Origin of the sequence: Vannielia litorea, from assembly GCF_019801175.1 — a bacterium.
GTDB classification, from domain to species: Bacteria; Pseudomonadota; Alphaproteobacteria; order Rhodobacterales; family Rhodobacteraceae; genus Vannielia; species Vannielia litorea_B.
Genome location: NZ_JAHVJR010000003.1, coordinates 420,990 through 447,768, shown reverse-complemented (window position 1 = coordinate 447,768; position 26,779 = coordinate 420,990). Strand labels below are relative to the sequence as shown.

The following is a 26,779-nucleotide window of genomic DNA, read 5'->3' as shown; positions in this document are numbered from 1 at the left end:
GCCACCTTTCACTTCAGCGTCAATCTGCTAATTCGGAGCGCATCAAGGAAAGGCACAGGCATGGCCGACAGGTTCCGGATCACACTGGCACAGCTCAACCCCGTTCTGGGGGATATGGCAGGCAACGCGGCCAAGGCCCGCGAAGTCTGGGAGGCGGGCAAGGCGGCCGGCGCCGATCTCGTGGCGTTCACCGAGATGTTCATCTGCGGCTACAACGCGCAGGATCTGGTGGACCGCCCCGCCTTTGCAGCCGACGCCGTGGCCCATATCGAAGCACTGGCCGAGTTCTGCGCCGACGGGCCCGCCATCGCCATCGGCGGGCCGTGGCCGGAAGACGGCAAGCTCTTCAACGCCTATTTCATCCTGAAGGGCGGCAAGGTGATGACCCGGGTGCTCAAGCACCACCTGCCCAACGAGACGGTCTTTGACGAGGTCCGCATCTACGATGCCGGGCCGCTGGGTGGCCCCTATGCCGTGGGCAATGTCCGCGTCGGCAGCCCGATTTGCGAAGACGCGTGGCACGAGGATGTGGCCGAAACGCTGGCCGAGACCGGTGCAGAGTTTTTGCTCGTCCCCAACGGCTCGCCCTACTACCGCGGCAAGATGGACGTGCGGCTCAACCTGATGGTCCAGCGTGTCGTCGAGACCGGGCTGCCGCTGATCTACCTCAACATGGTGGGCGGGCAGGATGACCAGGTCTTTGACGGCGGCTCCTTCGTGCTGAACCCGGGCGGCAAGCTGGCCCTTCAGATGCCGGTGTTCGACGAGGCGCTGGCGCATCTCGATCTCGAGCGCGGGCCAGAGGGCTGGCGCGCGGTCGAGGGTGAGAAGGCCAAGATCCCGGATGCATGGGAGCAAGACTATCGCTGCATGGTGCAGTCAGTGCGCGATTACTTCGCCAAGACAGGGTTCAAGAAGGCCCTGCTTGGTCTCTCGGGCGGGGTGGATTCGGCACTGGTGGCGGCCATTGCCGCCGATGCGCTCGGCCCGGAAAACGTCCGCTGCGTCATGCTGCCCTCCGAGTACACCTCCGAACATTCGCTGGAAGACGCCAAGGCCGTCGCCGAGAAACTGGGCTGCCGCTACGACTTCGTGCCGATCTCGGGGCCGCGCGCAGCGGTGACAGAGGCGCTGGCCCCGCTCTTCGAAGGCACCGAGCCGGGGCTTACGGAGGAGAACATCCAGAGCCGCTTGCGCGGCCTCCTGCTCATGGCGCTCTCCAACAAGTTTGGCGAGATGCTCCTGACCACCGGCAACAAATCAGAAGTCGCGGTGGGCTATGCCACGATCTACGGCGACATGGCGGGAGGCTACAACCCGCTGAAAGACCTCTACAAGACCCGCGTCTTCGAGACCTGCCGCTGGCGCAACGCCAACCACCGGCCGTGGATGCTTGCGCCCGAGGGCGAAGTGATCCCGCCCCGGGTGATTGACAAGCCCCCCAGCGCGGAGCTGCGCGAAGACCAGAAGGATGAAGACAGCCTGCCGCCCTACGAGGTGCTCGACCGCATCCTTGAGATGTTGGTCGATGAAGAAGCCGCTGTGGCCGAGGTGGTGGCCGAGGGTTTCGACCGCGAGGTGGTGAAGAAGGTGGAGCGGCTGATCTATCTCAGCGAATACAAGCGCTTCCAGTCCGCGCCCGGAACGCGGTTGACCAAAGCCGCCTTCTGGCTCGACCGGCGCTACCCTGTCGTCAACCGCTGGCGCGACCCCTCCTGACGCCATGCGTCCCATCCTGACCCTCACCCCCAACCCGGCGCTGGATCTCTCGGCGGGCACGGCGCAGGTGCGCCCCAATACAAAGCTCCGCTGCGGCCCTGCCTTGGTGGAGCCGGGCGGCGGCGGGGTCAACGTGAGCCGCGCGGTGCACCAGTTGGGCGGAGCATCGCGCTGTCTTGTTGCGCTGGGCGGAGCCACCGGGGCCGCGCTGGAGGCCGGGCTTGTGGCGCAGGGGCTGGATGTGTTGCGCGTCTCCGCGCCCGGCGACACCCGCCAGAGCCTTGCCGTCACCTGTGAAGAGACCGGCAACCAGTTCCGTTTCTCGCTGGCCGGTGCGGCGTGGTCTGAGGCCGACTGTGCCGGCTTCCTTGAGGCCGTCAAGGCGGCGGTGGAACCGGGTGCTCTGGTGGTTCTCTCCGGCTCCCTGCCGCCCGGCATGGGTCCGGAGTGGCTCAAACCGCTTGCCGATGTCGTCGCCGCCGCCGATGCAACCTTCATCGTCGACACCTCTGGTGAGCCGCTCAAACGGCTGGCGGCAGAGGGCGGAGCCGATGTGTTGCGGATGGATCATGCCGAGGCGCGCTTCCTCTCCGGCACCCAGCTGGCCGATGTGGCGGAGGTCCGCGCCTTTGCAGCCACGCTGGCAAAGGTGACGCCGCAGGTGATCGTCGCAATGGGCGCGGCAGGGTCTGTCATGGCCTGCTCGGACGGCAGCGCCTGGCACGCGGCGGGGGCCGATGTGCCGGTGGTGAGCAAGGTGGGCGCTGGCGACAGCTTTGTTGGCGGGTTCACCCTTTCGCTCGCCTCAGGCAAGCCGCGCGAAGAGGCGCTTCAGGCCGGCATGGCGGCAGCCTCTGCCGCGGTGATGACGGCTGGGACCGAGCTGTGCCGCATTGAAGACTACAACCGCCTCTTGCCGGAGTGCGTGCTCACGCGCCTCTAAAGACAGCGCCTCACCCGCCCCTATCGCAGCTTCGGCGGCTTGTCCGGGTTTGAGCCAGGCGGTTCGGGCGCCCACGGCTCCCGCTTCTCCGGTTCGGGCAGATCAAACCGCATCCCGTTCCGCTCCATCGCCTGCGCCAGCGGCGAGCCGGTGTCCAAAAAGGCCACGTCCAGCGCGCCGCTCTCCAGACCGGAGAACTTGAGCGCCTCGTTGGCCGCGCCTGCAAGCGCGTGCTCGGCACCGTCTTGCGCGTCGATGAAAGCCAGCAGGTGGCCCTCCGCGCCTGAGCGGTAGCTCGCCCGCACCAGCAGCGCCGCTGTTGCCAGCCCGGCGGCCGTGGCCAGCTTGGCATCGAGCGCCACCAGCAGCGCCTGTGGCAAGGCCGGGGCCGCAACCTCGACCGGAATTTCCTCTGCCGCCTCCGGCCCGTGACCCAGCGTGTCGGCAAGCCAGTCGATCGCGGCGGCGGGGAGCACCAGCGCCGAGGGTGCCTCGAGGTTCACCCCAAGGCCCAGCCCCTGCCCGGCCATCATCGCCACCAAACCGCGCCCCGACATGGCGGCAAAAGCCGCCTCGCCTTGCGTGAAACCGACCAGCCTGTCTTCGCTGTCGAAGGCCAGCAGGATCTCCCCCTCGCCGGTCTCCACCGCACGGGGCGAGATCACCTCTCCGGTCGGCTCTTCTTCAAGCAGCAGGAACAACTGGCTGTCGGCCAGTTGGGCATAAAAGGCAAGCCGTTCGGCCTCGCCCCCCGCCTCCATCGCGGCGTGAGCCTCATCCAGCGTGGTCATAGTACCTCCTTCACCCGTGCCCGTAGCACCGGCAGCAGCTCGGCCTCGAACCAAGGGTTTTTCTTCAGCCACCCCGTATTGCGCCACGACGGGTGGGGCAAGGGGAAGACCCCGGGCGCATGGTCGCGCCACCCGGCCACGGTGCGGGTGACGCCCGCGCGCTTGGCGGCCGGGCCGAGGTGCCAGCCTTGAGAGTACCCGCCCACCAGCAGCGTCAGCGGCACCGGCCCGATCTGCGCCAGCGCCGCATCCCGCCATGTTTCGGCGCAGATCGCGGGGGGCGGCAGATCGCCTCCTTTTGCGTCGTAGCCCGGAAAGCAGAAGGCCATCGGCAGGATCGCGATGCGCGCGGTGTCGTAGAAGGTCTCGCGATCGACGCCGAGCCAGTCCCGCAGCCGGTCGCCGGAGCGGTCGTTGAAGGGAATGCCGGTCTCATGCACCCGCATGCCCGGCGCCTGCCCGACGATGAGCACCCGCGCACCGGGCTCGAACCACGGCACCGGGCGCGGCGCGTGGCGCGTGGCCGTGGCGGCAAAGCGCGGGGCGCAAAGGCGGCAGGCGCGAATTTCATCCGTGAGTGGCATGTGGCTGGATATAGGCCAGCCGGATCTGGGCCGCCACAAAGGGTGGCGAACGCATTACTTCGACAAGTCTCGAAACATCTTGCCGAGCGACCATCCTTTCGATATTTCTAGAATCATGAAAACGACTCACACCGATGATCTTTCCCTCGCAACCGCCGCCTCCACCTTCGCGGCGCTCGGCTCTGAGCAGCGCCTCGCCGTGCTGCGATGCCTCGTGCGGGCCGGTCCGGAAGGGCTGCGGATTGGCGAGCTTGGCACCCGCACCGGCGTCACCGGCTCGACCCTCACCCACCACATGAAGATCCTCGCAGCGGCCGGGCTGGTCCGGCAGGAGAAACAGGGCCGCAGCATCATCTGCGCCGCCGTGGCCTACCCCGAAATCCGCGCCCTCACCGACTTTCTGCTTGCCGAATGCTGCGCCGACGCGCCCGATGGAGACCACGCCCATGGCTGACCTCACCCAGTCCCCCCGCCCCTCCCTCGGTGACCTTTGGAAGCGTGCGCCAAAAGCTTGGCTCGCCTCTCTGCTGATTGTGCTGGCCGTCGCCCTGCTCGACACAACGCAGCTCTGGCCCACGCTCCGGTTTGCCGCCAATGCCCTGCTCCACACCGCGCCCTTCATCCTCTTCGCCGTCTTCGCTGTGGCCTGGCTGAAGGCTACCGGGGCCGAGAGCCTGCTGGCCCGCGCCTTCGAGGGCAAACAAACGCGGATGATCGCGATGGCCGCCCTGCTCGGCGGCCTCTCGCCTTTCTGCTCCTGCGAGGTCATCCCCTTCATCGCGGCCCTTCTTGCCGTTGGTGCGCCCCTCTCGGCGGTCATGGCCTTTTGGCTGGCCTCTCCACTGATGGACCCGGCAATGTTCTCTATCACCGCAGGCACGCTCGGGCTGGAGTTTGCCGTCGCAAAAACCATCGCCGCCGTGGGCCTCGGCCTGATGGGCGGTTACCTGACGATGGCCTTCGCAGGCTCGCCCGTGTTTGCTGACCCGCTCCGCCCGAAGAAGACCTGTGGCTCCTGCTGCGGTGCAAAGAAGCCCTTCGAGGGCAAGCCCGTGTGGCGGTTCTGGGCAGAGGCGCCCCGCCGCGAGACCTTCCGCGAAACGGCGCTGGAGAACGGCCTGTTTCTCTTCAAATGGCTGCTGCTTGCCTACCTGCTGGAGAGCCTGATGCTCACCTATGTGCCCGCCGAGATGATCGGCTCGGTGCTGGGCGGTGAGGGGCTTGGCCCGATCCTGCTGGGGGCACTGGTTGGCGCACCGGCCTATCTGAACGGCTACGCCGCCGTGCCACTGATCGATGCCCTTTTGGCCCAAGGCATGAGCCAGGGCGCGGCCATGGCCTTCGTCATCGCCGGGGGGGTCTCCTGCATCCCCGCCGCCGTGGCCGTCTGGGCGCTGGTGAAGCCGCGGGTCTTTGCCGCCTACCTTGGCTTCGCCTTCATCGGGGCCGTTCTAGCGGGCCTCGCATGGGGTGGCTACGCCTGACAGCGCGCGTTTTGCCATGCCGCCCAAGTGGCATGGCAGAGCGCCATCTCTCTCACTGACGCAGGCGAAATGCGCGGATGTGCGCAGGCCGTCTTCTCGCCGCCCGGTTGCCCCGCTGCGCCGATTTCATTATTTGTGGGCAACGTCGGCATGGGAGGGGTGAGGCATGTATCGCGTTTGGAACTTCGTCGCGAACTATTCGCTCCTGCTGATCGCGGGGGCGCTGATCGCTCTGGTCTGGGCGAACATCAACGCCGAAAGCTACCACCACTTCGTCGAATTCGTGATCTGGGACCACGCGCCCATCGGCCACCTGCATGACGGCCACCGCACCCTGACCCTACACTACCTCGTCAATGACGTGCTGATGGCCTTCTTCTTCGCCATCGCGGCGAAGGAAGTCTGGGAGGCGGTGATCCTCGAAAACGGCAGCCTGCGCGGGCGCAAGGCTGCCACGCCGCTGATCGCCACCGTGGGCGGCATGATCGGCCCGATCTCCGTCTACCTCGGGATCGCCTATTTCCTCGGCTCCGAGACCTTCTCCGCCGTGGCCAACGGCTGGGCCATCCCCACGGCGACAGATATCGCCTTCTCCTATCTGATCGGCCGCATGGTCTTTGGCGCGGGACACCCGGCGGTGCGCTTCCTGCTGCTGCTCGCTATCGCCGACGATGCCGCAGGCCTCATCATCCTCGCCATCTTCTACCCCTCTGGCGAGTTGGCCCCCGAATGGCTGCTGCTGTCGCTCGGCGCGGCCCTTGCGGTGTTCATCCTCTGCAACTGGCTGCCGCGCCGGATGGATGCCGGCAATCAGGACCGCCCGAACTCCACATGGATGGCCTCCACCCTCGGTGTTTGGCCCTACCTGCTGGCAGGTTGCGTCAGCTGGTATGGCTTTCAAGAGGCGGGCATTCACCCGGCCCTCGGCCTGCTGCCGATCGTTCCCACCCTACCCCACGCAGACCGCGCCTTCGGCATCTTCTCGGAGGCCGAGCAGTATCTCAGCGACCTCCTGAACAAGGCCGAGCATATGCTGAAGCACCCGGTCGAGGTGATCCTTTTCTTCTTCGGCCTGCTGAACGCGGGCGTCGAGTTCAACGCCATCGGTGAGGCCACTTGGCTTGTGCTGGCGGGCCTCATCATCGGCAAACCCGTGGGAATCTTCCTCATGGGCTGGCTCGCCGCCTACCCGATGAAGCTGGGCCTGCCGTCGGGCATGCGCTCGATCGACCTTGTGGTGATCGGCTTCGTCGCCGCCATCGGCTTCACCGTGTCGCTCTTCGTGGCCTCCGTCGCCTTCCCCGGCGGCCCGGTGCAGGACGCCGCCAAGATGGGCGCGCTCTTCAGCTTCGGCGCAGCCGTGCTCTCCATCGTGGCAGGCAAATTGACCCGGGTAGAGAAACAGAACGCCTGATCAGCCGCCTTTGACTCGGATTGGGGCACCTCTCACGCCACAGTGATGCCCCATTTGCCGCGTGGTTAACCAACATTCCGTTGAAAACCGTCAGCTTTGGGCGACATAATACTGCCCAACTGGCGCTCTATACCAAAGTCTTAATCAAGCGCCGTTAAGGTGTAGAAACGAGCAGCCAAAGGCGACGAATGCTGGAATTCTCCAATGTCAGCAAGTCCTTCTGGACGGGCAAGCAGCGCAAGGTGATCCTTGACCGCGTGTCCTTTCAGGTCGAGCTCGGCAATTCGCTCGGCATCCTCGCCCCCAACGGCACGGGCAAGACCACTCTGATCAACATGATGGCCGGGCTCGAAAAACCCGATGAGGGCGAGATCCGCCGGGGCTGCCGCATCTCCTTTCCGCTCGGCTTCATGGGAGGCGTCGTCAACCGCCACACCGGCACCGAGAACGCCCGCTACATCTCCCGGCTCTACGGGCTCGACCCCGATTACGTGGAGGCCTTCTGCCGCTGGCTCTGCGGGATCGAAGAGTATTTCGACATGCCGGTCGGCACCTACAGCCAAGGCATGCGGGCGCGCTTCTGCTTCTCGTTGATGTTGGCGCTCGACTTCGACATGTACCTGATCGACGAGGGCATGCCCTCGACAACGGATGTGGAGTTCAACCGCCGCGCAGGCTCGATCCTGCGGGAACGGCTGAAGGACACCACCGTCATCATCGTCTCGCATCAGGCGGGCACGCTGGAAAAGTTCTGCCGCTCGGCGGCGGTGCTGCGCGACGGGCAGTTCCACATGTTTGAAACGCTGGAAGAGGCGAAGAGGCTCTATGACTACCAAGCCCAAGGCTAGCAGGTTCCGCATTCGCCGGGACGGCCCCCTGACCCCGGGTCAGGCGATGGCCGCGACCGAAGGGGCCACCGCCCGCAAGGTCGCCCCTCCCGTTGCCGAAACGCCTGTGGCGGAGCAGCCCGCCGCGGCGCCCACTGCTGTTTCGCCCGCCGATTCTGCGCCCAAAACCACGCCCCAGCCGCCCGTCGATGAAGACGTTGCGATGATGGAGGCCGCCTCCCCCGACATGCACGAAGACGGGTTCGGCGCCGAGGCCATGCCCGGCTCCGCCGCTGCCGAAAAGCAATCCGGCGCTGGCGAGGCTTCGGCCCAGTCCGGCGAGGTGCAAAGCGCCGCGTCCGCCAAGAGCGAGCAGACCATCGCCGACATCCGCAAAGAGGGCCTTACCGGGCGCCAGCTGCGTATGGCCCGGCGGGTGGCGCAAAAGCATGGGCTGACGCCAACCTCCGACTTCGACGCCGTCAAACAGCTGCGCGACCGCGGGATTGACCCGTTCCAGCGCTCGGCAATGCTCGAATTGGTGCAGAACAACGCCAAGGCGCAGGGCGCGGGCGGCGGTCAAGGTGGCGGCGCAACGCCAAACTTGCCGCAGGTCGCCCGCCAGCCCGGCACCGATGTTGCCGTGCCCCAGCAATCGCCGGTGCCCGGCCCTGTGCTCAACACCTCCGATCAGCGCGCCAGCGAGATCGGCCGCATCCAGCGTGACATCGCCCGCCGCCGCCGCCGCAAGTCGATGCTGCTGTTCACCCGGCTGGCTTTCTTCGTGCTGCTGCCGGCCTTCATCGCCGGGTGGTATTACTACGTGCTGGCCACGCCGCTCTTTGCCACCAAGTCCGAGTTCGTGATCCAGCAGGCCGAACCCGCGGCATCCGCAGGCCTCGGCGGCCTGTTCCAGGGCACAAGCTTCGCCACCCAGCAAGACAGCACGACAGTGCAGAGCTACCTCGCCAGCCGCGCCGCCATGAAGCGGCTCGATGCTGACCACGGCTTCAAACAGCACTTCGAGCAAGACTTCATCGACCCGATCCAGCGGCTCGAAGACGGCGCAACGGACGAGGCCGCCTACCGTCTCTACCAGCGCAACGTGAAAATCGGCTACGACCCGACTGAGGGCATCCTGAAGATGGAGGTTATCGCCGCCAGCCCCGAAAAGAGCCAAGAGTTCTCCGAGGCGTTGCTGGGCTATGCCGAGGAGCAGGTCGATCAGTTGACCCAGCGCCTGCGCGAAGACCAGATGAAGGGCGCACGCGCCAGCTTCGACGAGGCAGAGGCCAAGGTGCTCGCCGCACAAAAGCGGGTGCTCGAATTGCAGGAGCAGCTCGGCGTGCTCGACCCGGTGAGCGAGAGCGGCTCGCTGATGACCCAGATCACCCAGTTCGAGGTGGAGCTGCGCCAGAAGGAGCTCGACCTTCAGCAGCAGCTCGCCAACACCCGGCCCAATCAGGCCCGTGTGCGGGCGCTGGAGGGCGATATCTCGCGGCTCAAGGCCCTTGTCGCCAGCCTGCGCGCTTCGATGACAGAGACCACCGATGGCAACGCCTCTCTGGCCCGGATCACCGGCGAGCTGCGCATCGCCGAGGCCGATCTTGCCACCCGGCAGCTGCTGCTCCAGCAGGCCGCCGCTCAACTCGAGACCGCGCGGATCGAGGCCAACCGGCAGGTGCGTTATCTCTCGCTCGGCGTCACGCCCATTGCGCCAGACGAGGCCACCTACCCACGCGCCTTCGAGAACACCGCGCTCGCGCTGCTGATCTTCGCCGGCATCTACCTGATGATCTCGCTCACCGCCTCGGTGCTGCGCGAACAGGTCGCCGGGTGACGGAGGGCGGCGAGCCCCCCGCCCTCGCCGCCACGATCGACGCCTATTGCGCCTGCTGGACGGTGATGGAAACCGCCGCCCGCCACGCCGCCCTCGCCCGTTGCGTTGCACCCGACATCCACTACGCCGACCCGATGGTGGCGCTTGCCGGCATCCCCGCGCTCTCCGAACACATTGCCCAAGTCACTGCCGCACGGCCCGAGGCGGTGATCGCCCGTTGCACGGAGGTCGACGCCCACCACACCCACGCCCGCTTCGGCTGGAACCTCCGCTATGGCAAAGAGACCCTGCTCGCTGGCAGCATCGATGTGGTGGAATGGGAGCCTCGGACCGGCCTGTTGACGCGGATCACCGGTTTCTTTGGCCCGTTGGAGGCCTGAGAGCGGGCCGTCAGTTGGCCGAGCCGTGCAGCAGCTTGGTGAACTCCAGCGCCTCGACCCGGCCGGTCAACCGGGCGCGATAAACGGGGATGCTCTCGGTCACACGCATCACGTAGTTGCGGGTTTCGCGGAAGGGGATCATCTCGATCCAGTCGACCACGTCGACGCCCGGATAACGCGGGTCGCCCCGATCGCTCACCCAATTCACTGCGCGCCCCGGCCCCGCGTTATAGCCAACCGAAACCAGCACCGGCGCATCCCCGAAAATCTCGATCAGCCCGGCCAGATAGGCGGTGCCGAGCTGCGCGTTATAAACCGGGTCTTGGGTCAGCTTTCCAGCGTCGTAACGGATCTTCAGCTCGCCAGCCATGTCCTTGGCCGTGCCTGGCATCAGCTGCATCAGCCCGCGCGCGCCAGCCGGGCTGATCACCACGGGGTCAAACTCGCTCTCCCGCCGCGCAATGGAGAGCGCAAGCTCGGGCGCCACCGGCCAGTCGGTCTTGGCCATTTCATGCAGCGGGTAATAGGCGGCAGGAATGGTGATGCCGTTGCGAGCCGCGCTCTTGGCGATCTTCAGCGCCAGATGCACCTCCCCGCGCTCGATCATCAGCGCCCCGAGGCTGCCCACATCGTTCCGCTCCAGCGTACCGCCAAGATGGGTCAGAAAGCGTTCGGCCTCGTTGGCCTCTCCTTCCTCGATCATCTTCAGCCCCACCGCCAGCACCTCGGAGCTTCCAATGCTGGTCTCGTCCAGCGGCGGAAACTCCTCGCGCCCCGTGAGGGTCACATCCATCGGCAGGCCCGCAGCCTCGGCGGCAAGGAGGCCGTAGTAGCTGGTCTGGTACTGCGCGCCGAAGGCATAGGCGTCCCGCGCCTTCTCGGCATCTCCCAGATCGGTATAGGCCCGCCCCAGCCAGTAGCCAGCGCGGCCAAGGCTGATCGGCGTTTCGACCGCCTCGCCGAAGCGCTCAAAGTGCCAAAGCGCCAGCTCAGGGTCTTTCAGAAAGCGCAGCGCGATCCAGCCGGAGAGCCACTCGAGATCAGCGTAATCAGATCCATCGGCCAGAAAGTGCCGCGACGCCAGCGCATAGGCAGCCGCCACATTGCCCTCTCGCAGTTGGCTGCGGGCATAGATGCGCCGGTAGTTGGACCACATCTCGGCCCGCCCGAGCGCCTCGGCAGAGGTCGAGCGTTCCGCCATCAGCTCCTCGGCGCCCTCGTGCAGCCCCTTGCGCAGGCGCCAATTGTACCGTTCCCAAACAAGGCCCGCGTTGTCCTGCAACGCCTCGGGCACGGCCTCGATCTTGGCGTCCACACCGGCCGCGCGAGTGCGCAGGGCCATGCGGGCTTCGGCAAGTTTCTGCCAGTCTTCGCCGACCCGGCCCATCTGGCGGAGGGCAGCGGTGCGACTGTCCCGCCAGAGCAGGTCATCCAGCCGGGCTTCGTGATGCGGCTCCAGCACCTCGGAGAATCGCTCGAGCAGGGCGCCCTCGACCTCGCTGTTCAGCGTGCGCGTGCGCCACGCCAGCACCGCCAGCGCCGCCGCATCCCCATCTTCGCCGCGGGCCTCATGGGCCTCGATCAGGCGCTGCACGCCAAGGCCGGTTTCCGGGATTTTGTCACCGAAATAGGCAACCACCTTGCCCGGGTCTTCGCCCCGGCCAATCGAGGCCTCGCCCCGGTCGTGGATATACTCCATCGAGGGCCAGCTCGGGTGATCGCGGATGAAGTCGACATATTCCTCAAAGCTGCCGCCACCGCCGCGCAGCTTGGCCCAATGGGCATAGCGCTCCATCGCGCCGCTTTGCTGCTTGGCCTGAAAGCTCGCCTGCCCCCAATCGCCCCGCTCCAGCGCGCGCATCATCAAGGTGAAAGGCCCGGCCTGCTTGGGTCGCACGGGCGGTGCCTTGGCCGCCAGTTCAACGCCCTCCAATGCCTCGGCACGGGGCAGCGGGCGCTCCTCCTGCTCTTCTTCCGGGGCGGCATCGGCTCCGGGCGCGGCTTCCGCCTCGCCCTCCTCATCCAGCTCCAGCGCAACGCCCTGCACCACCTCCGGCCCCTCCTCGGGCGAGGGGTCCGCCGCCTGCGCATGGGCTACCGGCCAGTCCAGCAGCCAAGCGGCGGCAAGAAGCGACAAGACAAGACGAGACATGGCTCAGGCAAGCTCCGGAGCAGGCAAAGGGCGGTTGCGCCAAGTGTAGCGCCTCAACCTTGATGAACAATACAACAACTTGGCATTGCCCCGCGCTGGCTCTATAGCTCCGCCGGAGTTGGGAAAATGGCCGCAAGAGAGGAGGGCTCAACATGTTCCACGGATCGCTTCCAGCGCTGGTGACCCCCTTCAAAGACGGCGAGCTTGACCTCGAGGCCTTCGAGGCCCTCGTGAACTGGCAGATCGAAGAGGGTTCCTCCGGCCTCGTGCCCGTTGGCACCACCGGCGAGAGCCCCACCCTGACCCATGACGAGCACGATGCCGTCGTCGCCGCCTGCGTGAAGGCAGCGGCAGGCCGGGTGCCGGTGGTTGCGGGCGCAGGCTCCAATTCCACCCGCGAGACGGTGCGGCTCGTCGAGGCTGCCAAGAGCGCCGGCGCCGATGCGGCGCTGGTCGTCACGCCCTACTACAATAAGCCCACGCAGGCCGGGCTGATCGGCCATTTCGAGGCCGCTGCCGAGGTTGGGCTTCCGATCATCATCTACAACATTCCGCCCCGTTCGGTGATCGACATGCTGCCCGGCACCATGGCCGAGTTGTCGAAGAACCCCAACATCGTGGGCGTGAAGGATGCCACCGCCGACCTGGCCCGCGTGGCCATTACCCGGCAGATGTGCGGCCCCGAGTTCATCCAGCTCTCGGGTGAAGATCCGACAGCCGTAGGCTACAACGCCATGGGCGGTGTGGGCTGCATCTCCGTCACCGCCAACGTGGCCCCCCGGCTCTGCGCCGAGATGCAGGCGGCAACGCTTGCGGGCGACTACCCCAAGGCGCTGGAGTATCAGGACAGGCTGATCCCGCTGCACCGCGCGATCTTTGCCGAGCCGGGCCTCTGCGGCGCCAAATACGGCCTGTCGCTGCTGGGCCGCTGCGACGAGAGCGTGCGCCGCCCGCACGTGCAGGTGTCGGACTTCGTGAAGAACCAGATCGAAGACGCCATGCGCTTTGCGGGGATTCTGAACTGAAGCCGCCCCGCGAGGGCGAAGAGCGGCTGGGTTTCGACCCGGCCGACCGCCCCGACGCGAGCCTGCACTTCATCGGGGAGATCCGCTCCGACTGGCGCGAGGGCACTGCCCCCAAGAACCTGCGTCTGGCGCGGGAGCAGGGTGGCGGCAATGCCCGGATCGAGTTGAAGCCAGAGTTTGTTCCAGCCCTGACGGGCCTGAGCCCTGGCGACTGGATCATGCTGCTCTATTGGACAGGTGAAGCCCGCCGCGACCTGCTCGTGCAGCGCCCCCGCCACGCCGATGGCCCACGCGGCACCTTCGCCCTGCGCTCCCCAGCCCGCCCCAACCCCGTGGCGCTCGGCTGCGTGCGGATCGAGGCAATTGAGGGCACAACGGTCCGGATCGACGCCACCGATGCCTTTGACGGCACCCCCGTCATCGACATCAAACCCTGGATCGAAACGGTCGACAGCCCCGCCTAGGCCGGGACTTCTCCCGACTCCCCTTCCCCACAGGCGGCCCAGCCCCTATATCCCTCCCCCATGGCCAAGAAAGACGACAATCCGAACTACAAGGTGATCGCCGAGAACCGGCGGGCCCGGCACGACTATGCCATCGAGGAAGATCTCGAGGTGGGCATCGTGTTGGAAGGCTCGGAGGTGAAGTCGCTGCGCGAGAACTCCAGCCAGATCAACGAGAGCTACGCAGCCGTCGAAAATGGCGAGCTCTGGCTGGTGAACGGCTACATCGCGCCCTACGACAAGGCCAAAACTTTCGGCCATGAGGAGCGCCGCCGTCGCAAGCTGCTCTGCTCCAAGAAGGAGCTGGCCCGGCTCTGGAACGACACCCAACGCAAAGGCATGACCCTCGTGCCACTGGTGCTCTACTTCAACCATCGCGGCATCGCGAAGATGAAGATCGGCATCGCCAAGGGCAAAAAGAACGCCGACAAGCGCGATACCGCCGCCAAGCGCGACTGGAACCGCCAGAAACAGCGGCTGCTGAAGCAGGGCGGCTGACGGTGAGCCAACGGGGCGGCCTCAGCGCAGCCCTGCCTTTTAACACCACCACTCTTCGGCCTTGCGCAGCGGCCCGCTCCGGCGCAGCCTGCGGCTCATGGATCTCGCCTTCTTCATCCCCGCCTGTTTCGCACTCAACCTCACCTTCGGGCCATCCAACCTGCTGGCCCTGACCCATGGGGCCGAGCGGGGTATCCGGTTTGCCTTTCTGGCCGCTCTGGCCCGGCTTACAGTGTTTGCGCCGATGATCGCCGCCTCCGCCCTTGGCCTCGGGTTGCTGCTTACGGTCTCCGCCGCCGCCTTCACCGCCGTCAAACTCGCAGGCGCCGCCTATCTCGTTTGGATCGGGATCAAGCTCCTGCGCACCCGGCCCGACAACCACGCACTGGGCCGCCCCGCACCCAGCCTCGCCCGTGCCGCCCGCCGCGAGGGGCTGGTGGCGCTCGGCAACCCCAAGGCCATCCTGATCTTCGCCGCCTTCTTCCCGCAATTCGTTCGCCCCGAGAGTTACTGGCCCGACTATGCCCTGCTCGGCGGTCTGTTCCTCGCGCTGGAGGCCTGCGCCGTCACCGCCTATGCCACCGCTGGCCGTTTCGCCGCCCGCCTTGCCGCCAGCCGGATGCACTGGCTGCAACGGGCTTCAGGCGCCACGATGGTCGGCTTCGGACTGCTGCTACTGCTTGCGCGCGCCCCTGCCCGCACCGCCGCCTGACCGTCGCACCACTTGCCAGCCCCGCGCCTTCCGGCTAGCAACGCCAGCGACGCGAGAGGGGGTATTCCCATGTCCGACGATCCGAAAACGCTGGTCTCCACCGACTGGCTCGCCCAACACCTGAAAGACCCCGACCTGCGGGTGCTCGATGCCTCATGGTATCTGCCGGCGATGAACCGCGACGCCAAGGCAGAGTATGACGCCGCCCATATCCCCGGTGCGCGCTTCTTCGATATCGACGAGATTTCAGACGCTCGCTCCGAGTTGCCGCACATGGCCCCGCCGGTCGAAAAATTCATGTCCCGCATGCGGGCAATGGGCGTGGGAGACGGGCATCAGGTCGTGGTCTACGACGGCGCGGGCCTGTTCTCGGCCGCGCGGGTCTGGTGGCTCTTCCGGCTGATGGGCAAGCAGGACGTGGCCGTGCTCGATGGCGGCTTCCCCAAGTGGCAGGCCGAGGAGCGCGAGGTGGAGGATATGGCCCCCATCGTCCGCGACCGCCACATGACCGTGCAGCGCCAGGCCGATATGGTGAAAGATGTCACCCAGGTCGCCGCCGCCTCCAAGCTGGGCGACTGGCAGATCGTCGATGCCCGTGCGCCCGAGCGCTTTGCCGGTGAGGCTCCCGAGCCGCGGGAGGGCCTCCGCGCCGGGCACATCCCTGGCTCTCGCAACGTGCCCTTCGGCAACCTGCTGAAGGCCGACAAGACGATGAAACGCGGGCAGGAGCTGCGCGATGCCTTCGAGGATGCCGGTGTGGACCTCGCCAAGCCGGTGATCACTTCCTGCGGCTCCGGCGTGACCGCCGCCGTGCTGTCGCTCGGGCTCGAGGTGCTGGGCCACCCACGCCACGCGCTCTATGATGGCAGCTGGGCCGAGTGGGGCCTCTACGACGACCTCGGCATCGAAACCGGGCGTTGACGCCCACGGGCAGGGCTCGCCCCGCCCCCTCTTGCCGCCGCCGCATGCTTGCGCCACCGTCGCGCAACTGAACCGGAGTGCCTGAATGCTCGAATCCATCCCGCCCCGCGAAGAAGACAAGATCCTCCGTCTGATGAAGCTCTTCGCCGACGACCCGCGCGTCGGCAAGATCGACCTCGGCGTTGGCGTCTACCACGATGCCGATGGCCGCACGCCGATCTTCTCCGCCGTCAAACAGGCCGAGCAACGCCTGATCGAAACGCAGGAGAGCAAGGGCTACGTCGGGCTGGCCGGCGACCCGGCTTTTCACCGCGCCATTGCCGGCCTCGTGCTTGGCGATCTGGCCGAGACCATGCCCTTCGCCGCCTGTGGCACCCCCGGCGGCACAGGCGCGGTGCGGCAAGGCTTCGAGCTGATGAAGCTCGCAGGCAATCCGCAACGCCGCATCTGGCTGCCCGATCCGAGCTGGATCAACCACGGCTCGATCCTCGACACGCTGGGCATCCCCCGCGCCGATTATCGCTACTACGATGCCGATACCGGCGGCGTTGACGCCGAGGGCATGCTGGCCGATCTCGCCAAGGCTGCGCCGGGCGATGTGGTGCTGCTCCACGGCTGCTGCCACAACCCCACCGGCGCAGACCTGAAGGCGCAGGACTGGGCGGCACTCACCAAACTGCTGGCCGAGCGCGGCCTCACGCCCTTTGTTGATCTGGCGTACCAGGGCTTCGGAGATGGGGTGGAAGCCGATGTCTCCGGGCTGCGCACGATGGTCGCTGCCCTGCCCGAAACCATCATCACCGTCTCTGCCTCCAAGAACTTCGGCCTCTACCGCGAGCGCGTCGGTTGTGTGCTGGCCCCCTGCGCCGACCCCAAGGCGCGTGACATGACCGACGCCGCCCTCGCCTGGCTCAACCGGCAGAACTACGCTTTCCCGCCCGATCACGGCGCCCGCGTCGTCACCACCATCCTGACGGACGCCGGCCTGCGCGCCGACTGGCAGGACGAACTCGACGGCATGCGCGCCCGGATGAAGGAGAACCGCACCGCGCTTGCAGGCGAGCTGCGCCGCCTCACCGGGTCCGATCGCTTTGGCTTTCTTCAGTCGCACAAAGGCATGTTCACCGTGCTCGGCCTGAGCACCGAGCAGGTGCTGACCCTGCGCAAGGAGCATGGGCTCTACATGGTCGAGGACAGCCGCATCAACCTCGCCGGCCTGACGGATGCCACCATCCCCCCTGCCGCCGAGGCCATCGCTGCGGTGCTGTAGGCCGGGACCTGTCCCGACCTACCCCAGCACCACCGGCAGGTTGAGCGGGCCGCGGAAGCCCCAGCCTCCCCACCTGACATCCTCCGGTTCGGCCAGCCGGATGTTCGGGTATTTCTCGAAGATCATCGGCAGCATCACCTGCCCCACCGCCCGGCGCGCTACATGGGTGCCTTGGCAGAAGTGCGGGCCATTGCCGAAGCTCTGGTGCGGGTTGTCCTTGCGATAGACATTGTACAGGTGGCCATCCTCGAACACCTCTTCATCCCAGTTGGCCGAGGCCTGACAGGTCATCACCGTGCTCTTGGCCGGAATGTGGAAGCCCCGGATCACGGTATCCTCCAGCACATAGCGGCCTGAAACCGAGATTGGCGCGACCCAGCGCACCCCTTCCTCAAAGGCTTTCACCCAGTCGCCATTCGCCTTCACCTGCTCAAGCTGATCCGGGTTGGTCAGCAGACCGCAGAGAATGGTGCAAAGCGCGTCGCGCGGCTCGTTTATGCCGCCGCCGATGGCGATCTTGATATTGGCCCAGATCTGGCTGAGCGGGATCGGGTTCTCGGCGTTCAACATCACCGAGAAGGCCGAGTTGTTCGGGCTCTCCTTGTGCCGCGCCTCGATGCGGGTGAAGAGCGCATCCATCTCGTCATTGGCGGCTTCCGAACGGGCAAAGATCGCCTCGTCCTCGCCAAAGTTGCCGGCCCCGTCGATCAGCGACTGGCTCCAGCGGATCATCTCCTCGTCGCTCGCCTCTTCAGTGCCCAGCAGCACCGCAAGGCCGCGCGCCGCATAGGGGGCGGCGAGCATCGGGAAGAGATCCACCACCTCACCATTGGGCAGCCGGTCAAGATACTCCTCCGCCACCTGCTGGTAGCGCGGCACCCAATCCTGGGTGATGACCTTGGGGCTGAAGGCCCCCTGCATCGCCATCCGCTCGCACTTGTGCGCCTCGCCGTCCTTGCGCATCAGCGTGTGCGCGCGGAAAGCCCGGTGCATCGGCGTGATCGGGTCATTCGATGAAAAGATCTGCGGGTTGTCCTTCACATACTTCGTGTCGGCCCATTTGGTCAGCAGGATGCGGTTCATCTTCGGCACCCGCACCACGGGTGTCTCACGCCGGAGCCGCTCGTAGATCGGATAGGGATCGCGGCTCAGGGCCTCCAGTGTGATGGTTTCATCCACCGGCACCGGTTTGCCAGCTGCCTGCACGTCGGTTGCTGTATCGCTCATCATGTCCTCCCAAGCGGGCAGCCCCTCCGACTCGCCCGAATTTCGCCAAACTGTATACCGTTGTGGCAAGAATGCCAGAAAAATATGATAATCACTTGGGAAGCGCCCTTTAACAGTATACCGTTCAAGCAGAAACGGGGGAGAACTCCAATGCCAGATGGCAACAAGCCCAGAACGATCGACCACGCCACGCGCGACCTGCGAGACCGTATCCTCTCAGGCGCTCTGCCCAGCGGCATGCACTTGTCCGAAACAGCAGCCGCCGAGATGCTGGGCATGTCGCGCACGCCCACCCGCGAGGCGATGGCATTGCTGGTCGAAGAAGGACTGCTGGAGCGCAGCGCCTCGGGCCGCTGCACGGTGCGCGCCCTCACCCGAGCCGATGTGGCCGATGCCATCGAGCTGCGCGGCGTGCTGGAGGGCATGGCCCTCCGGCTGGCGGCAGAGCGCGGCCCAGAGCCCGATGCGCTGGCAGAGGCAGAGGCCTGTGTAGAGGCCATCGAAGAGGTCATCACCCCCGGCGCTCAGGCGCTCGACTTCGAGCGCTACGCCACGCTGAACGCCCGCTTTCACGCCGCGCTCGCTCGCCTGCCCGGCTCGCCGCTGATGGAGCGCGAACTGCTTCGCGCCCACCGCCAGCCCCTCGCCTCGCCCTCCGCCTTTCTCGGCTCGCAGGCTGGGCAACTGGCCTTTCGCCGCTCGCTGATCATCGCCCAGAGCCAGCACCGCGCGATGCTCGCCGCCGTCACCGCCCGCGAGGGCAGCCGCGCCGAAGCCCTCGGCCGCGAGCACGCCCGGCTGGCGCGGCAGAACTTCGAGGACGCGCTCAGCCTCGATACCGGCGCCGAGGGGCATGGTATTCCCGGCCTCGCCCTCGTCTGTGCTGAAAATTAACCCAAAAATGTCACGGTTTTCGCCCCCGCGGGGCCATGGTTTGGCCCGATTTCGGAGGCAGAAACGGGTCTGATACCCCCGGGTTGGGGCCCATTCGCAGTTCAAGGAGGCTCCGATGCTGCGCAAAACCGTGACTTACGCCGCCCTCGCCGCGGCGCTCTCCGCCGGTTCCGCCGCCACGGCGGAGGTCCATGAAGTGACCATCTTCGACAACGACCTGATGCCGCCGGTGGTCTATGCAGAACCCGGTGACTACGTTCAGTTCACCAACGATGACGAAGGCTCGCATGTCGTCTGGTCGCAGGATGAAACCTGGTCCACCGGCCCGATCCCCGCTGGCGTGGCAGTGGTCTTCATGGTCCACGAGTGGATGAGCCTCGAGTACAAGCTCGATGAAGACCGCTTCGAGGACTATTCCGAAGGCGAAGGCGATGACCCGTTCGACGGTGTGATCGAAGAAGGCATCGACATTGCCGACACCAACGCCAACGGCGAGTTCGACGAAGGCGAGATATACTTCGAAGCCGCCGAGAACAACGGCACCGGCAACAACTGATCGCCGCCTAGCGTGCAAGACAATGCAGGGCCGCCTCCCCCGGAGCGCGGCCCTTGTGCCGTGGCACACGCATTGCTCAGAGCGGCTCCACCAGCGCCTCTCCGGTGGCGCGGTTCGAGTTGACCTTCGGATCGACCCGCCACATGCGCACCACGCCCTCGTCTGGCGGCTTCATCAGTGTCGCCGCGCCCTTGCCCTCCTCGCCCAGCCATTTGGCCCAGTCATCCGGCTCCAGGATCACCGGCGTGCGGTGATGGATCTCCGCCATCTCGTGGGTGGCGGCGCAGGTCACGATCGCGCAGGTCGGCCCGTCCACCTTATCTTCCCCTTCGCGCGACCAGTCCTGCCAGATCGCTGCAAAGGCCATCGGCGCACCGTCGGTGCGGGTGATGTACCACGGCAGCCGGTTGCCCTCGCTGTCCTTCGTCCATTCGTAAAACCCGCTCGCCGGAATGATGCAGCGCCGCTCGCGGCAGGCCACCCTGAAGGCGGGCTTCTCGGCCACCGTCTCGGCGCGCGCATTGATCAGCAGCGGCCCGTCCGTGGGGTTCTTGTACCAATGCGGGATGAACCCCCAGCGCATCGGCCTCAGCCGCCGTGCCCCCTCGCCGCTCACCACCGTCGCCACCGGCGTCGTCGGGCAAACGTTGAAACGCGGCACTTCCGGCAAGTCATTACCCGGCACTGCCCCGAACAGCTGCGCCATCGCGTCATCCGGTAGGGTGATAGCAAACCGCCCGCACATGGGCCTAACCCCGGCGGCGGGCGATCTCGATCTTCGCCTCCGCCAGCGACATTTCCTTGACGATCTCGGCCCGCCGGGTGCGGTCGCCGGTCTCGCGCAGTTCTTCCCGCAACCGCGCCAGCTCGCGCGAGAGCGAGACAAACCCGGGCACCCCGCCATTCTCCTTCAGGATACGGTTCATCACCGCGTTCTCCGGGTCGTCGCAGGCAGGCAGCGGCTTGCCCGCGCCCGGCAGGTCATCAAACTGCCCCTCCGCCTCTGCGGCGTGGATCTTGGCTGTGATGAGGTCGATCAACGGGTGGTCCATGCGCCCAATCTAGCCCTTTGCGCCACGCGGAAAAACCCCGGCTTGCAGCCACCCCGTGCCCGGGGCTATCCCCGCCGAAACCGCCCAGCAGGACGCCCGCCATGCCCTATGCCCTCCACATCGGCCCCAACATCCGCAAATCCCCCTATTTCGACGCCACGGTGGCCGACGGGGTACAAGGCTTCTCGGTCTATAATCACATGTTCATCCCCGGCCATTTCGGCGATCCCGAGGCCGAGTATGACCGGCTGCTGAACGGCGTGGCGATGTGGGATGTCGCAGCCCAGCGTCAGGTAGAACTCAAAGGCCCCGACGCCGCCCGCCTCGCCCAGCGCCTCACCCCGCGGGATCTCGACGGCCTGAAGGTCGGCCGCGGTCGCTACGTCCCGATCTGCGATCATGACGGCTGGCTCATCAACGACCCTGTGCTGCTGAAACTGGCCGAAGATCACTTCTGGCTCTCCGTCGCCGACAGCGACATGCACCTCTGGGCGCTCGCCGTGGCCCGCGAGAGTGGCATGGATGTGCAGGTCTCCGAGCCCGATGTCTCCCCGCTCGCCATTCAGGGCCCGAAGGCGATGGATGTGGCGGATGCCCTACTGGGCGGCTGGGTGCGCGATCTGCCCTTCTTCGGCTTCCGCGAGGTGGAGCTGGAGGGCATCCCGCTCGTCGTCGCCCGCTCCGGCTGGTCTAAGCAGGGCGGGGTGGAGCTTTACCTGCGGGACGGCAGCAAGGGCGTCGCATTGTGGCAACGGGTCAAGGCAGCAGGCCAGCCTTTCGGGATCGGCCCGGGCGCGCCGAATGACACAGAGCGCCTGGAGAGCGGTCTCATCTCCTACGGGGCCGACATGCGGCGCCAGTGCCAGCCCGCCAACCCCTTCGAGATGCGCTTCGGCGCGATGGTGAACCTTGATGCGGGCCATGGCTTCATCGGCCGCGCTGCGCTGGAGCGGATCAAGGCAGAAGGCTGGACCCGCGAGCGGCGCGTGCTGGAGGTCGAGGGCGCGCCGGTGGAGGGCAATGCCCATCCCCTGCCTCTGCTACTGGATGGCACCGAGGTCGGCACGCTCTTCGAGATGGCGCATTCCCGACGTCTCGAGATCAACATCGCCCACGGCATGCTGCCCCGCGATCTGCCCGAGGGTGCCACCCTCACTGTCACCCTCCCCGATGGCCCCCGCCGCGTTGTGCCCCGCCCGTCCTCTGGCTAAGTTCGCGCCAAGCAGCACAGGATCAGCGCCAGCCCCATGCCCATCGTCATCTCCGCCCTCGTCGTCATTGGCCTCTTCATCTGGTGGAACTGGGGCCGCAACCGGGCGCGGGCCGAGCTGAGCAACAGGCTCGACCCGCTCGCTAACCGCGTTTTCCGCCGCCGCAAATGCCGCTGGTCACCCGTGGGCGGCTCCGGCGCGTTGAAGGAGTTTCGCTGCGAGACCTGCGGGGTCACCGCCTATTCCCAATCGGCCCGCGGCCCGGCGGAGTGCAAGAAGGGCCTGCGCGGCGGCCTCTGAGCCTCACATCCGGTGCGCCAGTGCCCTGTCGCGCCGTTCCAGCGCCCAATCGGGCCAATGCTCCGATCGGCGATAGAACTCCTTCATCACCGGCACGCCTTCGGGGATCACCACCCAAGGCAGTTTTGTTTCGGTGAATATGTGAATGTCGGGCGGCACCTGTGCAGACTCCTCCAGCGTGCCGACCCGGACAAAGGCAATCAGCTCGCCTGCGCCAGAGTAATGGCTCCAGAGTGCCACCTTGCAGCGCGGGCAGCGATGGATGACCTGCCCTCTGCCACTGGCCGACGGCGTCACAACCGCTTCAGGCGCGCCGTGATGCACCTCCACGCAGGCCCGCTCGATCATAGCGTTCAGCACAAAGGCCGAGCCGGTTTCGCGCTGGCACCATGTGCAGTGGCAGCAATGGGCAAACAGCGGCTTGTCGGTCAGCCGGTAGCGGATTTCTCCGCAGGTGCAGCGCCCTTCCATGCAGTCCTCCTCGCTCGGTGCGTTAGCGTCCTGGACGTGAGCGTTAACTTTTGAGCCTACTTTGTTAACTACTTCGTTGCGAATTGGCGTCACACCGCCGATGACGGGGGTATGTTGACCTAACGTCTTGCAATGCGGCCCGCCTGCGCGCACCCTTGGGTTGAGTTAGGTCAAGTCGTGGGTTTCTAACATGTTTTATTGGGTTCTCGGGTCTTTGTGTTTCTGCACCGTGCTCTATTTTGCACTGCTCCGCCGACGCCACAGCGGCGGACCAAAATCTACCCCAGAGATCATCCGCCGCCGCCCCTGACTTCGCCACTCGCGCACTAGGGCAAATGCCGCAGCCTACTCTGCGGTGTCTCGCTCAAGGATTTCTGCACGCGAGCCAACAAAGCGATCAAACCAAACACAATCCTCTACTTCCCCAACAAAAAAGGGCGCCCCGAAGAGCGCCCTTTCCGTAGCCTGAACCGGCTTACTTCTTGGTGATCCGCCCATCGGTGTAGGGCGTGTAGGGCGCGTTCTCGGCGATGTACTCGGCGGTCACATCGGCAAGGTCCGGCCCGAAGTCATAGGCGTTCTCGGCATCCACGAACATCTTGTAGCCGTCGCCGCCATTGCGGACGTAGTTGTTGGACACGAGGCCATAGGTCTTTTCGGCGTCGAGCGGCAGCCACTCCTCACCTTCCTGCACCATCACGTCCGACACGCGGCTGCCCGGCTCGGCGGCGGCATCAAAGGAGAACTTCAGGCCGGCAACCTGCGGGAAGCGGCCCGCCCCCTCTTCAACCTGGCTCACGCCGTTCTCGAGCGCGTCCTTCACCACGGCCCCGGAGACCTGGAAGGTCGAGAGCGTGTTCTGGAACGGCAGCACGGTGAGCACTTCGCCCATCGTCACCTCGCCCGCGTCGATCGAGGCACGCAGCCCGCCCGAGTTGGCGATGGCGATGGAGATGCCCTGATCCTTCACCCGGTCGAGCATCGCGTCGGCCACGAGGTTGCCCATCGAGCACTCTTCGGCCCGGCAGACGTCGCGGTTGCCCTCGATGGCTTCGGCAGCCTCGGCCACCACGCGGTTGCGGATCTCTTCCAGCGGCTGGGCGGCCTCGGCGATGCGTGCCTTGGTGGCCTCGTCCTCGACCACTTCGCCGCTCATCACGATGGGCGCACCCACGGCCTCGGTCACGACGCCTTCGTCATCGAAGGTCACGTTCAGCTCGCCAAGGAACTTGCCGTAGGCGTACGCCTGCACGATCTGCACGCCGTTCACCACGGTCGGATATGGGCCTTCGGCGCCATCCATCTTGCCCAGCAGGGTGTTGGAGTGGCCGCCCACGATCACGTCAACGCCCGTGGTGCCCTCGGCCACCGTCTGATCGATCACGTAGCCCGAGTGCGAGAGCACGATGATCTTGTTCACGCCCTCATCGGTCAGCTTGTCGACCTCGCCCTGCACGGCATCGACTGGCGCGGTGAAGATCACGTTGGGGCCGGGAGAGGCCAACTCATCGGTGTCCTGCGGGGTGAGGCCGATCAGGCCGATCTTCTCGCCACCCTGCTCGATCACCGTGCTCTTCATGATCGCATCGGCCAGCAGCGGCTCGCCCGACACATCGGCATTCGACATCAGCACCGGGAACTCGACCGCGTCGATGAAGCCCGCAAGCACTTCGGGGCCATCGTCGAACTCGTGGTTGCCCACGGTCATCGCCGTGTAGCCCATCTGGTTCATCATCTCGGCGGCGAGCTTGCCTTTGTAATAGGTGTAGAAGAGTGTGCCCTGAAACTGGTCACCGCCATCCACGAGGATCCAGTTGTTGGACCGCGCCTTGGCATCCTGCATCGCTGTCATCAGGCGGGCGGAACCACCAAAGCACTCACCGGCATCGTTGTCTTCCACCGAGCACGGGCCGTCGTACTTGGAGATCGGCTCGAAGCGCGCGTGAAAGTCGTTGGTGTGGAGAATGGTCAGCGAATACTCGGCAGAGGCAGCCCCGGCTGTCAGCGCCAGCGCGGCCACGGAGGAGAGGATCTTGGAGGACATTTTTGATTAGCTCCCGGTTGGATTATTGCCCGATGTTGGCCCCCCGCACCCCGAGAGTCAAAGGGGGAACGCTGCGTCTTTCCTCACCTCTCCGGGCATCTGGCAAAGACCGGACCTGTCGCGCCAGCCCATGCCCCTAGGTCACCCCTCATGCCTCCGCTCGCTCCCATGCTGCCCGCGGCCCCGCTTGACCCTCGCCGCGTTCCGGGGCATCTCCGACCCATGCTGATCTACAAGATCTTTCGCCGCCCCGAGTGGGACGCCTTCCGCGCTGCCGGCCTGACGGATGGTGCCCCCGTCGATGTGGCTGACGGTTTCATCCACTTTTCCACCTCCGCGCAGGTGGTGGAGACCGCCGCCAAGCATTTCTCCGAGGAGTCAGACCTCGTGCTGGTCTCCTTCGACCCCGATGCGCTTGGCGAGGCCCTCAAGTGGGAGCCATCCCGCGGCGGCGCGCTCTTTCCGCACCTCTACCGGCGGCTCGCCCTCTCCGAAGTGGTGTGGGACAAGTCCCTGCCGCTTGGGCAGGCGGGCCATATCTTCCCCGAAGGCGTGCTGTGAGCCTGATCGAGCAACTGGGCCTGACCGCGCTCCGCAAACTTGACCCGGAGCGCGCCCACGGCCTCGCCCTCAAGGCCCTCCACAGCCCCTTCGCCCCCCTGCCCGGCCCAGTTACGTCGCCCCGCCTTGCCACCGAACTGGCGGGTCTCGCCCTGCCCAACCCGGTCGGGCTGGCAGCGGGGTTTGACAAGAACGGCACCGCGATGCGCCCGCTCGCCCGCGCAGGCTTCGGCTTCATCGAGCTGGGTGCGGTCACGCCGCGCCCGCAGCCCGGCAACCCCAAGCCCCGCCTGTTCCGGCTCACCGAGGATCGGGCCGCGATCAACCGCTTCGGCTTCAACAACGAGGGAATGGAGGTTATGGTCGCCCGGCTTGAAGCTCGGCCACAAGGCTTTCCCATCGGCCTCAACCTCGGCGCCAACAAAGACAGCGCCGACCGCGCCGCAGATTTTGCAACCGTGCTCAGCCGCTGCGGTGCGCATCTCGATTTCGCCACCGTCAACGTGAGCAGCCCCAACACCGAAAAGCTGCGCGACCTGCAAGGCGCCGACGCGCTCACCGCCTTGCTGAACGGTGTCATCGCCGCCCGCAACGTGCTGGAGCGGCCCATTCCGGTCTTCCTCAAGATCGCGCCCGATCTGGAAGCGCAGGAGATCGAGGACATCGCCCTCGTCGCCCGCAGCACCGGGGTTGATGCGATCATCGCCACCAACACCACGCTCAGCCGTGACGATCTACAAAGCGCCCACGCTGGCGAAACCGGCGGCCTCTCCGGCGCGCCCCTCTTTGAAAAATCCACCCGCGTGCTGGCCCGCCTCTCCCGCGCCACCGAGGGGCAGATCCCCCTCATCGGCGTCGGCGGCATCAGCACCGCCGAAGAGGCCTTCACCAAGATCACCGCTGGGGCCTCCGCCGTGCAGCTCTATACCGCGATGGTTTACCACGGCATCAGCCTCGCCGCCCGCATTGCCCGCGGCCTCGACGATATCCTTGCCGCGCGCGGCTACACTCACATCTCTCAGGCCATCGGCACCGACAGAGAGGCATGGCTATGAGCAACCCCGTCATCTGGCACAACCCGCGCTGCTCCAAGTCGCGCGAAACGCTGAAACTGCTGGAAGATAACGGCTACACCCCCGAGGTGCGGCTCTACCTGCAAAACCCGCCCGATGCCGAAGAGCTGGAACGCGCCGCCGCCGAACTGGGCGTGGTTCCACTCGCCATGATCCGCCGCAAGGAGGAGCCTGCCAAGGCGCTCTCGGAAGACACGCCGCAGGATATGCTCTTCGCCGCCATGGCCGCTGATCCGATCATCATCGAGCGCCCCATCGTTTTCTTCAACAGCAAGGCCGCCATCGGCCGCCCGCCGGAATCCGTGCTGTCGATCCTCGATTGAGGCA

General features: G+C 66.2%; 29 protein-coding genes. 21 read left to right on the top strand and 8 right to left on the bottom strand.

What is annotated here, in order from left to right; all coding sequences use genetic code 11:
* Positions 1-60 precede the first annotated feature (60 nt).
* Together KUV38_RS20645 and KUV38_RS20640 are read left to right on the top strand one after the other, a co-directional pair.
* A complete protein-coding gene (locus KUV38_RS20645; protein WP_222472099.1) occupies positions 61-1,719 on the top strand; it encodes an NAD+ synthase in 1,659 nt (552 codons plus the stop codon).
* A gap of 4 nt (positions 1,720-1,723) precedes the next feature.
* Complete coding sequence (locus KUV38_RS20640) at positions 1,724-2,662, top strand: 1-phosphofructokinase family hexose kinase (protein ID WP_222472098.1); 939 nt, start codon at positions 1,724-1,726, stop codon at positions 2,660-2,662.
* 20 nt (positions 2,663-2,682) lie between these two features.
* Here KUV38_RS20640 and KUV38_RS20635 read toward each other — a convergent pair whose 3' ends face one another.
* Complete coding sequence (locus KUV38_RS20635; protein ID WP_222472097.1) at positions 2,683-3,453, bottom strand: SseB family protein; 771 nt, start codon at positions 3,451-3,453, stop codon at positions 2,683-2,685.
* Positions 3,450-4,037, bottom strand: coding sequence for a uracil-DNA glycosylase family protein (locus tag KUV38_RS20630; protein WP_222472096.1), 588 nt, complete (start codon positions 4,035-4,037; stop codon positions 3,450-3,452). The genes KUV38_RS20635 and KUV38_RS20630 overlap by 4 nt, the downstream gene beginning before the upstream one ends.
* A gap of 115 nt (positions 4,038-4,152) precedes the next feature.
* On the opposite strand from KUV38_RS20630, the gene KUV38_RS20625 reads away from it, so the two are divergent.
* The 6 genes from KUV38_RS20625 (at position 4,153) to KUV38_RS20600 (ending at position 9,982) form a co-directional block, all read left to right on the top strand.
* Complete coding sequence (locus KUV38_RS20625) at positions 4,153-4,491, top strand: ArsR/SmtB family transcription factor (RefSeq protein ID WP_222472095.1); 339 nt, start codon at positions 4,153-4,155, stop codon at positions 4,489-4,491.
* A complete protein-coding gene (locus KUV38_RS20620; protein WP_222472094.1) occupies positions 4,484-5,521 on the top strand; it encodes a permease in 1,038 nt (345 codons plus the stop codon). The genes KUV38_RS20625 and KUV38_RS20620 overlap by 8 nt, the downstream gene beginning before the upstream one ends.
* A gap of 166 nt (positions 5,522-5,687) precedes the next feature.
* Positions 5,688-6,935 (top strand): Na+/H+ antiporter NhaA, encoded by a 1,248-nt coding sequence (locus KUV38_RS20615; protein ID WP_222472093.1) that lies wholly within the window; start codon positions 5,688-5,690, stop codon positions 6,933-6,935.
* A gap of 188 nt (positions 6,936-7,123) precedes the next feature.
* Entirely contained in the window at positions 7,124-7,783 is a 660-nt protein-coding gene (locus KUV38_RS20610; protein WP_222472092.1) for an ABC transporter ATP-binding protein, read from the top strand.
* 46 nt (positions 7,784-7,829) lie between these two features.
* A complete protein-coding gene (locus tag KUV38_RS20605; RefSeq protein ID WP_315898670.1) occupies positions 7,830-9,602 on the top strand; it encodes a capsule biosynthesis protein in 1,773 nt (590 codons plus the stop codon).
* Entirely contained in the window at positions 9,599-9,982 is a 384-nt protein-coding gene (locus tag KUV38_RS20600) for a hypothetical protein (RefSeq protein WP_222472090.1), read from the top strand. Before KUV38_RS20605 ends, KUV38_RS20600 begins: the two co-directional genes overlap by 4 nt.
* A 10-nt stretch (positions 9,983-9,992) precedes the next feature.
* Here KUV38_RS20600 and KUV38_RS20595 read toward each other — a convergent pair whose 3' ends face one another.
* Positions 9,993-12,134, bottom strand: coding sequence for a lytic transglycosylase domain-containing protein (locus KUV38_RS20595; RefSeq protein WP_222472089.1), 2,142 nt, complete (start codon positions 12,132-12,134; stop codon positions 9,993-9,995).
* A 152-nt stretch (positions 12,135-12,286) separates the two neighbouring features.
* On the opposite strand from KUV38_RS20595, the gene dapA reads away from it, so the two are divergent.
* The 6 genes from dapA to KUV38_RS20565 all read left to right on the top strand — a co-directional run bounded on the left by dapA (position 12,287) and on the right by KUV38_RS20565 (position 17,063).
* Positions 12,287-13,159, top strand: a complete 873-nt coding sequence (dapA, locus tag KUV38_RS20590) for a 4-hydroxy-tetrahydrodipicolinate synthase (RefSeq protein ID WP_222472088.1) — start codon at positions 12,287-12,289, stop codon at positions 13,157-13,159.
* Positions 13,063-13,623 carry a tRNA (N6-threonylcarbamoyladenosine(37)-N6)-methyltransferase TrmO gene (tsaA, locus tag KUV38_RS21145; RefSeq protein WP_315898672.1) on the top strand — a complete coding sequence of 187 codons (561 nt, stop codon included), beginning with the start codon at positions 13,063-13,065 and terminating at the stop codon, positions 13,621-13,623. Before dapA ends, tsaA begins: the two co-directional genes overlap by 97 nt.
* Positions 13,624-13,683: 60 nt before the next feature.
* Positions 13,684-14,160 (top strand): SsrA-binding protein SmpB, encoded by a 477-nt coding sequence (gene smpB / locus KUV38_RS20580; protein WP_222472086.1) that lies wholly within the window; start codon positions 13,684-13,686, stop codon positions 14,158-14,160.
* 97 nt (positions 14,161-14,257) lie between these two features.
* The gene (locus KUV38_RS20575; RefSeq protein WP_222472085.1) at positions 14,258-14,872 is read left to right on the top strand and encodes a LysE family translocator; all 615 of its coding nucleotides are present in this window, start codon (positions 14,258-14,260) and stop codon (positions 14,870-14,872) included.
* A gap of 69 nt (positions 14,873-14,941) precedes the next feature.
* On the top strand, positions 14,942-15,793 hold the full coding sequence (gene sseA, locus KUV38_RS20570) for a 3-mercaptopyruvate sulfurtransferase (protein ID WP_222472084.1): 852 nt from the start codon (positions 14,942-14,944) through the stop codon (positions 15,791-15,793).
* An 85-nt stretch (positions 15,794-15,878) separates the two neighbouring features.
* Positions 15,879-17,063 (top strand): aromatic amino acid transaminase, encoded by a 1,185-nt coding sequence (locus tag KUV38_RS20565; RefSeq protein ID WP_222472083.1) that lies wholly within the window; start codon positions 15,879-15,881, stop codon positions 17,061-17,063.
* A gap of 18 nt (positions 17,064-17,081) precedes the next feature.
* Here KUV38_RS20565 and KUV38_RS20560 read toward each other — a convergent pair whose 3' ends face one another.
* Entirely contained in the window at positions 17,082-18,290 is a 1,209-nt protein-coding gene (locus tag KUV38_RS20560) for a cytochrome P450 (protein ID WP_222472082.1), read from the bottom strand.
* Positions 18,291-18,440: 150 nt separating this feature from the next.
* On the opposite strand from KUV38_RS20560, the gene KUV38_RS20555 reads away from it, so the two are divergent.
* Entirely contained in the window at positions 18,441-19,184 is a 744-nt protein-coding gene (locus tag KUV38_RS20555; protein ID WP_222472081.1) for a GntR family transcriptional regulator, read from the top strand.
* Between the two features lie 115 nt (positions 19,185-19,299).
* Positions 19,300-19,740, top strand: coding sequence for a hypothetical protein (locus KUV38_RS20550; RefSeq protein WP_222472080.1), 441 nt, complete (start codon positions 19,300-19,302; stop codon positions 19,738-19,740).
* Positions 19,741-19,816: 76 nt separating this feature from the next.
* Here KUV38_RS20550 and KUV38_RS20545 read toward each other — a convergent pair whose 3' ends face one another.
* Complete coding sequence (locus KUV38_RS20545) at positions 19,817-20,485, bottom strand: SOS response-associated peptidase (protein ID WP_222472079.1); 669 nt, start codon at positions 20,483-20,485, stop codon at positions 19,817-19,819.
* Between the two features lie 4 nt (positions 20,486-20,489).
* A complete protein-coding gene (locus KUV38_RS20540; protein ID WP_222472078.1) occupies positions 20,490-20,792 on the bottom strand; it encodes a DUF1992 domain-containing protein in 303 nt (100 codons plus the stop codon).
* Positions 20,793-20,893: 101 nt separating this feature from the next.
* Between KUV38_RS20540 and KUV38_RS20535 the strand changes: the two genes are divergently transcribed.
* Entirely contained in the window at positions 20,894-22,003 is a 1,110-nt protein-coding gene (locus KUV38_RS20535; RefSeq protein WP_222472077.1) for a glycine cleavage system protein T, read from the top strand.
* 36 nt (positions 22,004-22,039) lie between these two features.
* Positions 22,040-22,303 (top strand): hypothetical protein, encoded by a 264-nt coding sequence (locus tag KUV38_RS20530; RefSeq protein WP_222472076.1) that lies wholly within the window; start codon positions 22,040-22,042, stop codon positions 22,301-22,303.
* 3 nt (positions 22,304-22,306) lie between these two features.
* Here the strand turns inward: KUV38_RS20530 and KUV38_RS20525 are convergent, their stop codons facing one another.
* The gene (locus KUV38_RS20525; protein ID WP_222472075.1) at positions 22,307-22,774 is read right to left on the bottom strand and encodes a GFA family protein; all 468 of its coding nucleotides are present in this window, start codon (positions 22,772-22,774) and stop codon (positions 22,307-22,309) included.
* Between the two features lie 475 nt (positions 22,775-23,249).
* On the bottom strand, positions 23,250-24,818 hold the full coding sequence (locus tag KUV38_RS20520; protein WP_222472074.1) for a bifunctional metallophosphatase/5'-nucleotidase: 1,569 nt from the start codon (positions 24,816-24,818) through the stop codon (positions 23,250-23,252).
* Positions 24,819-25,040: 222 nt separating this feature from the next.
* Here KUV38_RS20520 and KUV38_RS20515 point away from each other — a divergent pair, with 222 nt between their 5' ends.
* From KUV38_RS20515 to arsC, 3 genes are read left to right on the top strand one after another with little or no spacing between them, the layout of a single operon-like run.
* A complete protein-coding gene (locus KUV38_RS20515) occupies positions 25,041-25,379 on the top strand; it encodes a DUF952 domain-containing protein (protein ID WP_222472073.1) in 339 nt (112 codons plus the stop codon).
* Positions 25,376-26,434 carry a quinone-dependent dihydroorotate dehydrogenase gene (locus KUV38_RS20510; RefSeq protein ID WP_222472072.1) on the top strand — a complete coding sequence of 353 codons (1,059 nt, stop codon included), beginning with the start codon at positions 25,376-25,378 and terminating at the stop codon, positions 26,432-26,434. Before KUV38_RS20515 ends, KUV38_RS20510 begins: the two co-directional genes overlap by 4 nt.
* A complete protein-coding gene (gene arsC / locus KUV38_RS20505) occupies positions 26,431-26,775 on the top strand; it encodes an arsenate reductase (glutaredoxin) (protein ID WP_222472071.1) in 345 nt (114 codons plus the stop codon). Before KUV38_RS20510 ends, arsC begins: the two co-directional genes overlap by 4 nt.
* The last annotated feature ends 4 nt before the right edge of the window (positions 26,776-26,779 follow it).

Excerpts from the sequence above, each read along its gene's own strand:
- KUV38_RS20645 (WP_222472099.1), top strand. The coding sequence starts at position 61 with ATGGCCGACAGGTTCCGGATCACACTGGCACAGCTCAACCCCGTTCTG.
- KUV38_RS20640 (WP_222472098.1), top strand. The coding sequence starts at position 1,724 with ATGCGTCCCATCCTGACCCTCACCCCCAACCCGGCGCTGGATCTCTCG.
- KUV38_RS20635 (WP_222472097.1), bottom strand. The coding sequence starts at position 3,453 with ATGACCACGCTGGATGAGGCTCACGCCGCGATGGAGGCGGGGGGCGAG.
- KUV38_RS20630 (WP_222472096.1), bottom strand. The coding sequence starts at position 4,037 with ATGCCACTCACGGATGAAATTCGCGCCTGCCGCCTTTGCGCCCCGCGC.
- KUV38_RS20625 (WP_222472095.1), top strand. The coding sequence starts at position 4,153 with ATGAAAACGACTCACACCGATGATCTTTCCCTCGCAACCGCCGCCTCC.
- KUV38_RS20620 (WP_222472094.1), top strand. The coding sequence starts at position 4,484 with ATGGCTGACCTCACCCAGTCCCCCCGCCCCTCCCTCGGTGACCTTTGG.
- KUV38_RS20615 (WP_222472093.1), top strand. The coding sequence starts at position 5,688 with ATGTATCGCGTTTGGAACTTCGTCGCGAACTATTCGCTCCTGCTGATC.
- KUV38_RS20610 (WP_222472092.1), top strand. The coding sequence starts at position 7,124 with ATGCTGGAATTCTCCAATGTCAGCAAGTCCTTCTGGACGGGCAAGCAG.
- KUV38_RS20605 (WP_315898670.1), top strand. The coding sequence starts at position 7,830 with ATGGCCGCGACCGAAGGGGCCACCGCCCGCAAGGTCGCCCCTCCCGTT.
- KUV38_RS20595 (WP_222472089.1), bottom strand. The coding sequence starts at position 12,134 with ATGTCTCGTCTTGTCTTGTCGCTTCTTGCCGCCGCTTGGCTGCTGGAC.
- dapA (WP_222472088.1), top strand. The coding sequence starts at position 12,287 with ATGTTCCACGGATCGCTTCCAGCGCTGGTGACCCCCTTCAAAGACGGC.
- smpB (WP_222472086.1), top strand. The coding sequence starts at position 13,684 with ATGGCCAAGAAAGACGACAATCCGAACTACAAGGTGATCGCCGAGAAC.
- KUV38_RS20575 (WP_222472085.1), top strand. The coding sequence starts at position 14,258 with ATGGATCTCGCCTTCTTCATCCCCGCCTGTTTCGCACTCAACCTCACC.
- sseA (WP_222472084.1), top strand. The coding sequence starts at position 14,942 with ATGTCCGACGATCCGAAAACGCTGGTCTCCACCGACTGGCTCGCCCAA.
- KUV38_RS20565 (WP_222472083.1), top strand. The coding sequence starts at position 15,879 with ATGCTCGAATCCATCCCGCCCCGCGAAGAAGACAAGATCCTCCGTCTG.
- KUV38_RS20560 (WP_222472082.1), bottom strand. The coding sequence starts at position 18,290 with ATGAGCGATACAGCAACCGACGTGCAGGCAGCTGGCAAACCGGTGCCG.
- KUV38_RS20555 (WP_222472081.1), top strand. The coding sequence starts at position 18,441 with ATGCCAGATGGCAACAAGCCCAGAACGATCGACCACGCCACGCGCGAC.
- KUV38_RS20550 (WP_222472080.1), top strand. The coding sequence starts at position 19,300 with ATGCTGCGCAAAACCGTGACTTACGCCGCCCTCGCCGCGGCGCTCTCC.
- KUV38_RS20545 (WP_222472079.1), bottom strand. The coding sequence starts at position 20,485 with ATGTGCGGGCGGTTTGCTATCACCCTACCGGATGACGCGATGGCGCAG.
- KUV38_RS20540 (WP_222472078.1), bottom strand. The coding sequence starts at position 20,792 with ATGGACCACCCGTTGATCGACCTCATCACAGCCAAGATCCACGCCGCA.
- KUV38_RS20535 (WP_222472077.1), top strand. The coding sequence starts at position 20,894 with ATGCCCTATGCCCTCCACATCGGCCCCAACATCCGCAAATCCCCCTAT.
- KUV38_RS20530 (WP_222472076.1), top strand. The coding sequence starts at position 22,040 with ATGCCCATCGTCATCTCCGCCCTCGTCGTCATTGGCCTCTTCATCTGG.
- KUV38_RS20525 (WP_222472075.1), bottom strand. The coding sequence starts at position 22,774 with ATGGAAGGGCGCTGCACCTGCGGAGAAATCCGCTACCGGCTGACCGAC.
- KUV38_RS20520 (WP_222472074.1), bottom strand. The coding sequence starts at position 24,818 with ATGTCCTCCAAGATCCTCTCCTCCGTGGCCGCGCTGGCGCTGACAGCC.
- KUV38_RS20515 (WP_222472073.1), top strand. The coding sequence starts at position 25,041 with ATGCTGATCTACAAGATCTTTCGCCGCCCCGAGTGGGACGCCTTCCGC.
- arsC (WP_222472071.1), top strand. The coding sequence starts at position 26,431 with ATGAGCAACCCCGTCATCTGGCACAACCCGCGCTGCTCCAAGTCGCGC.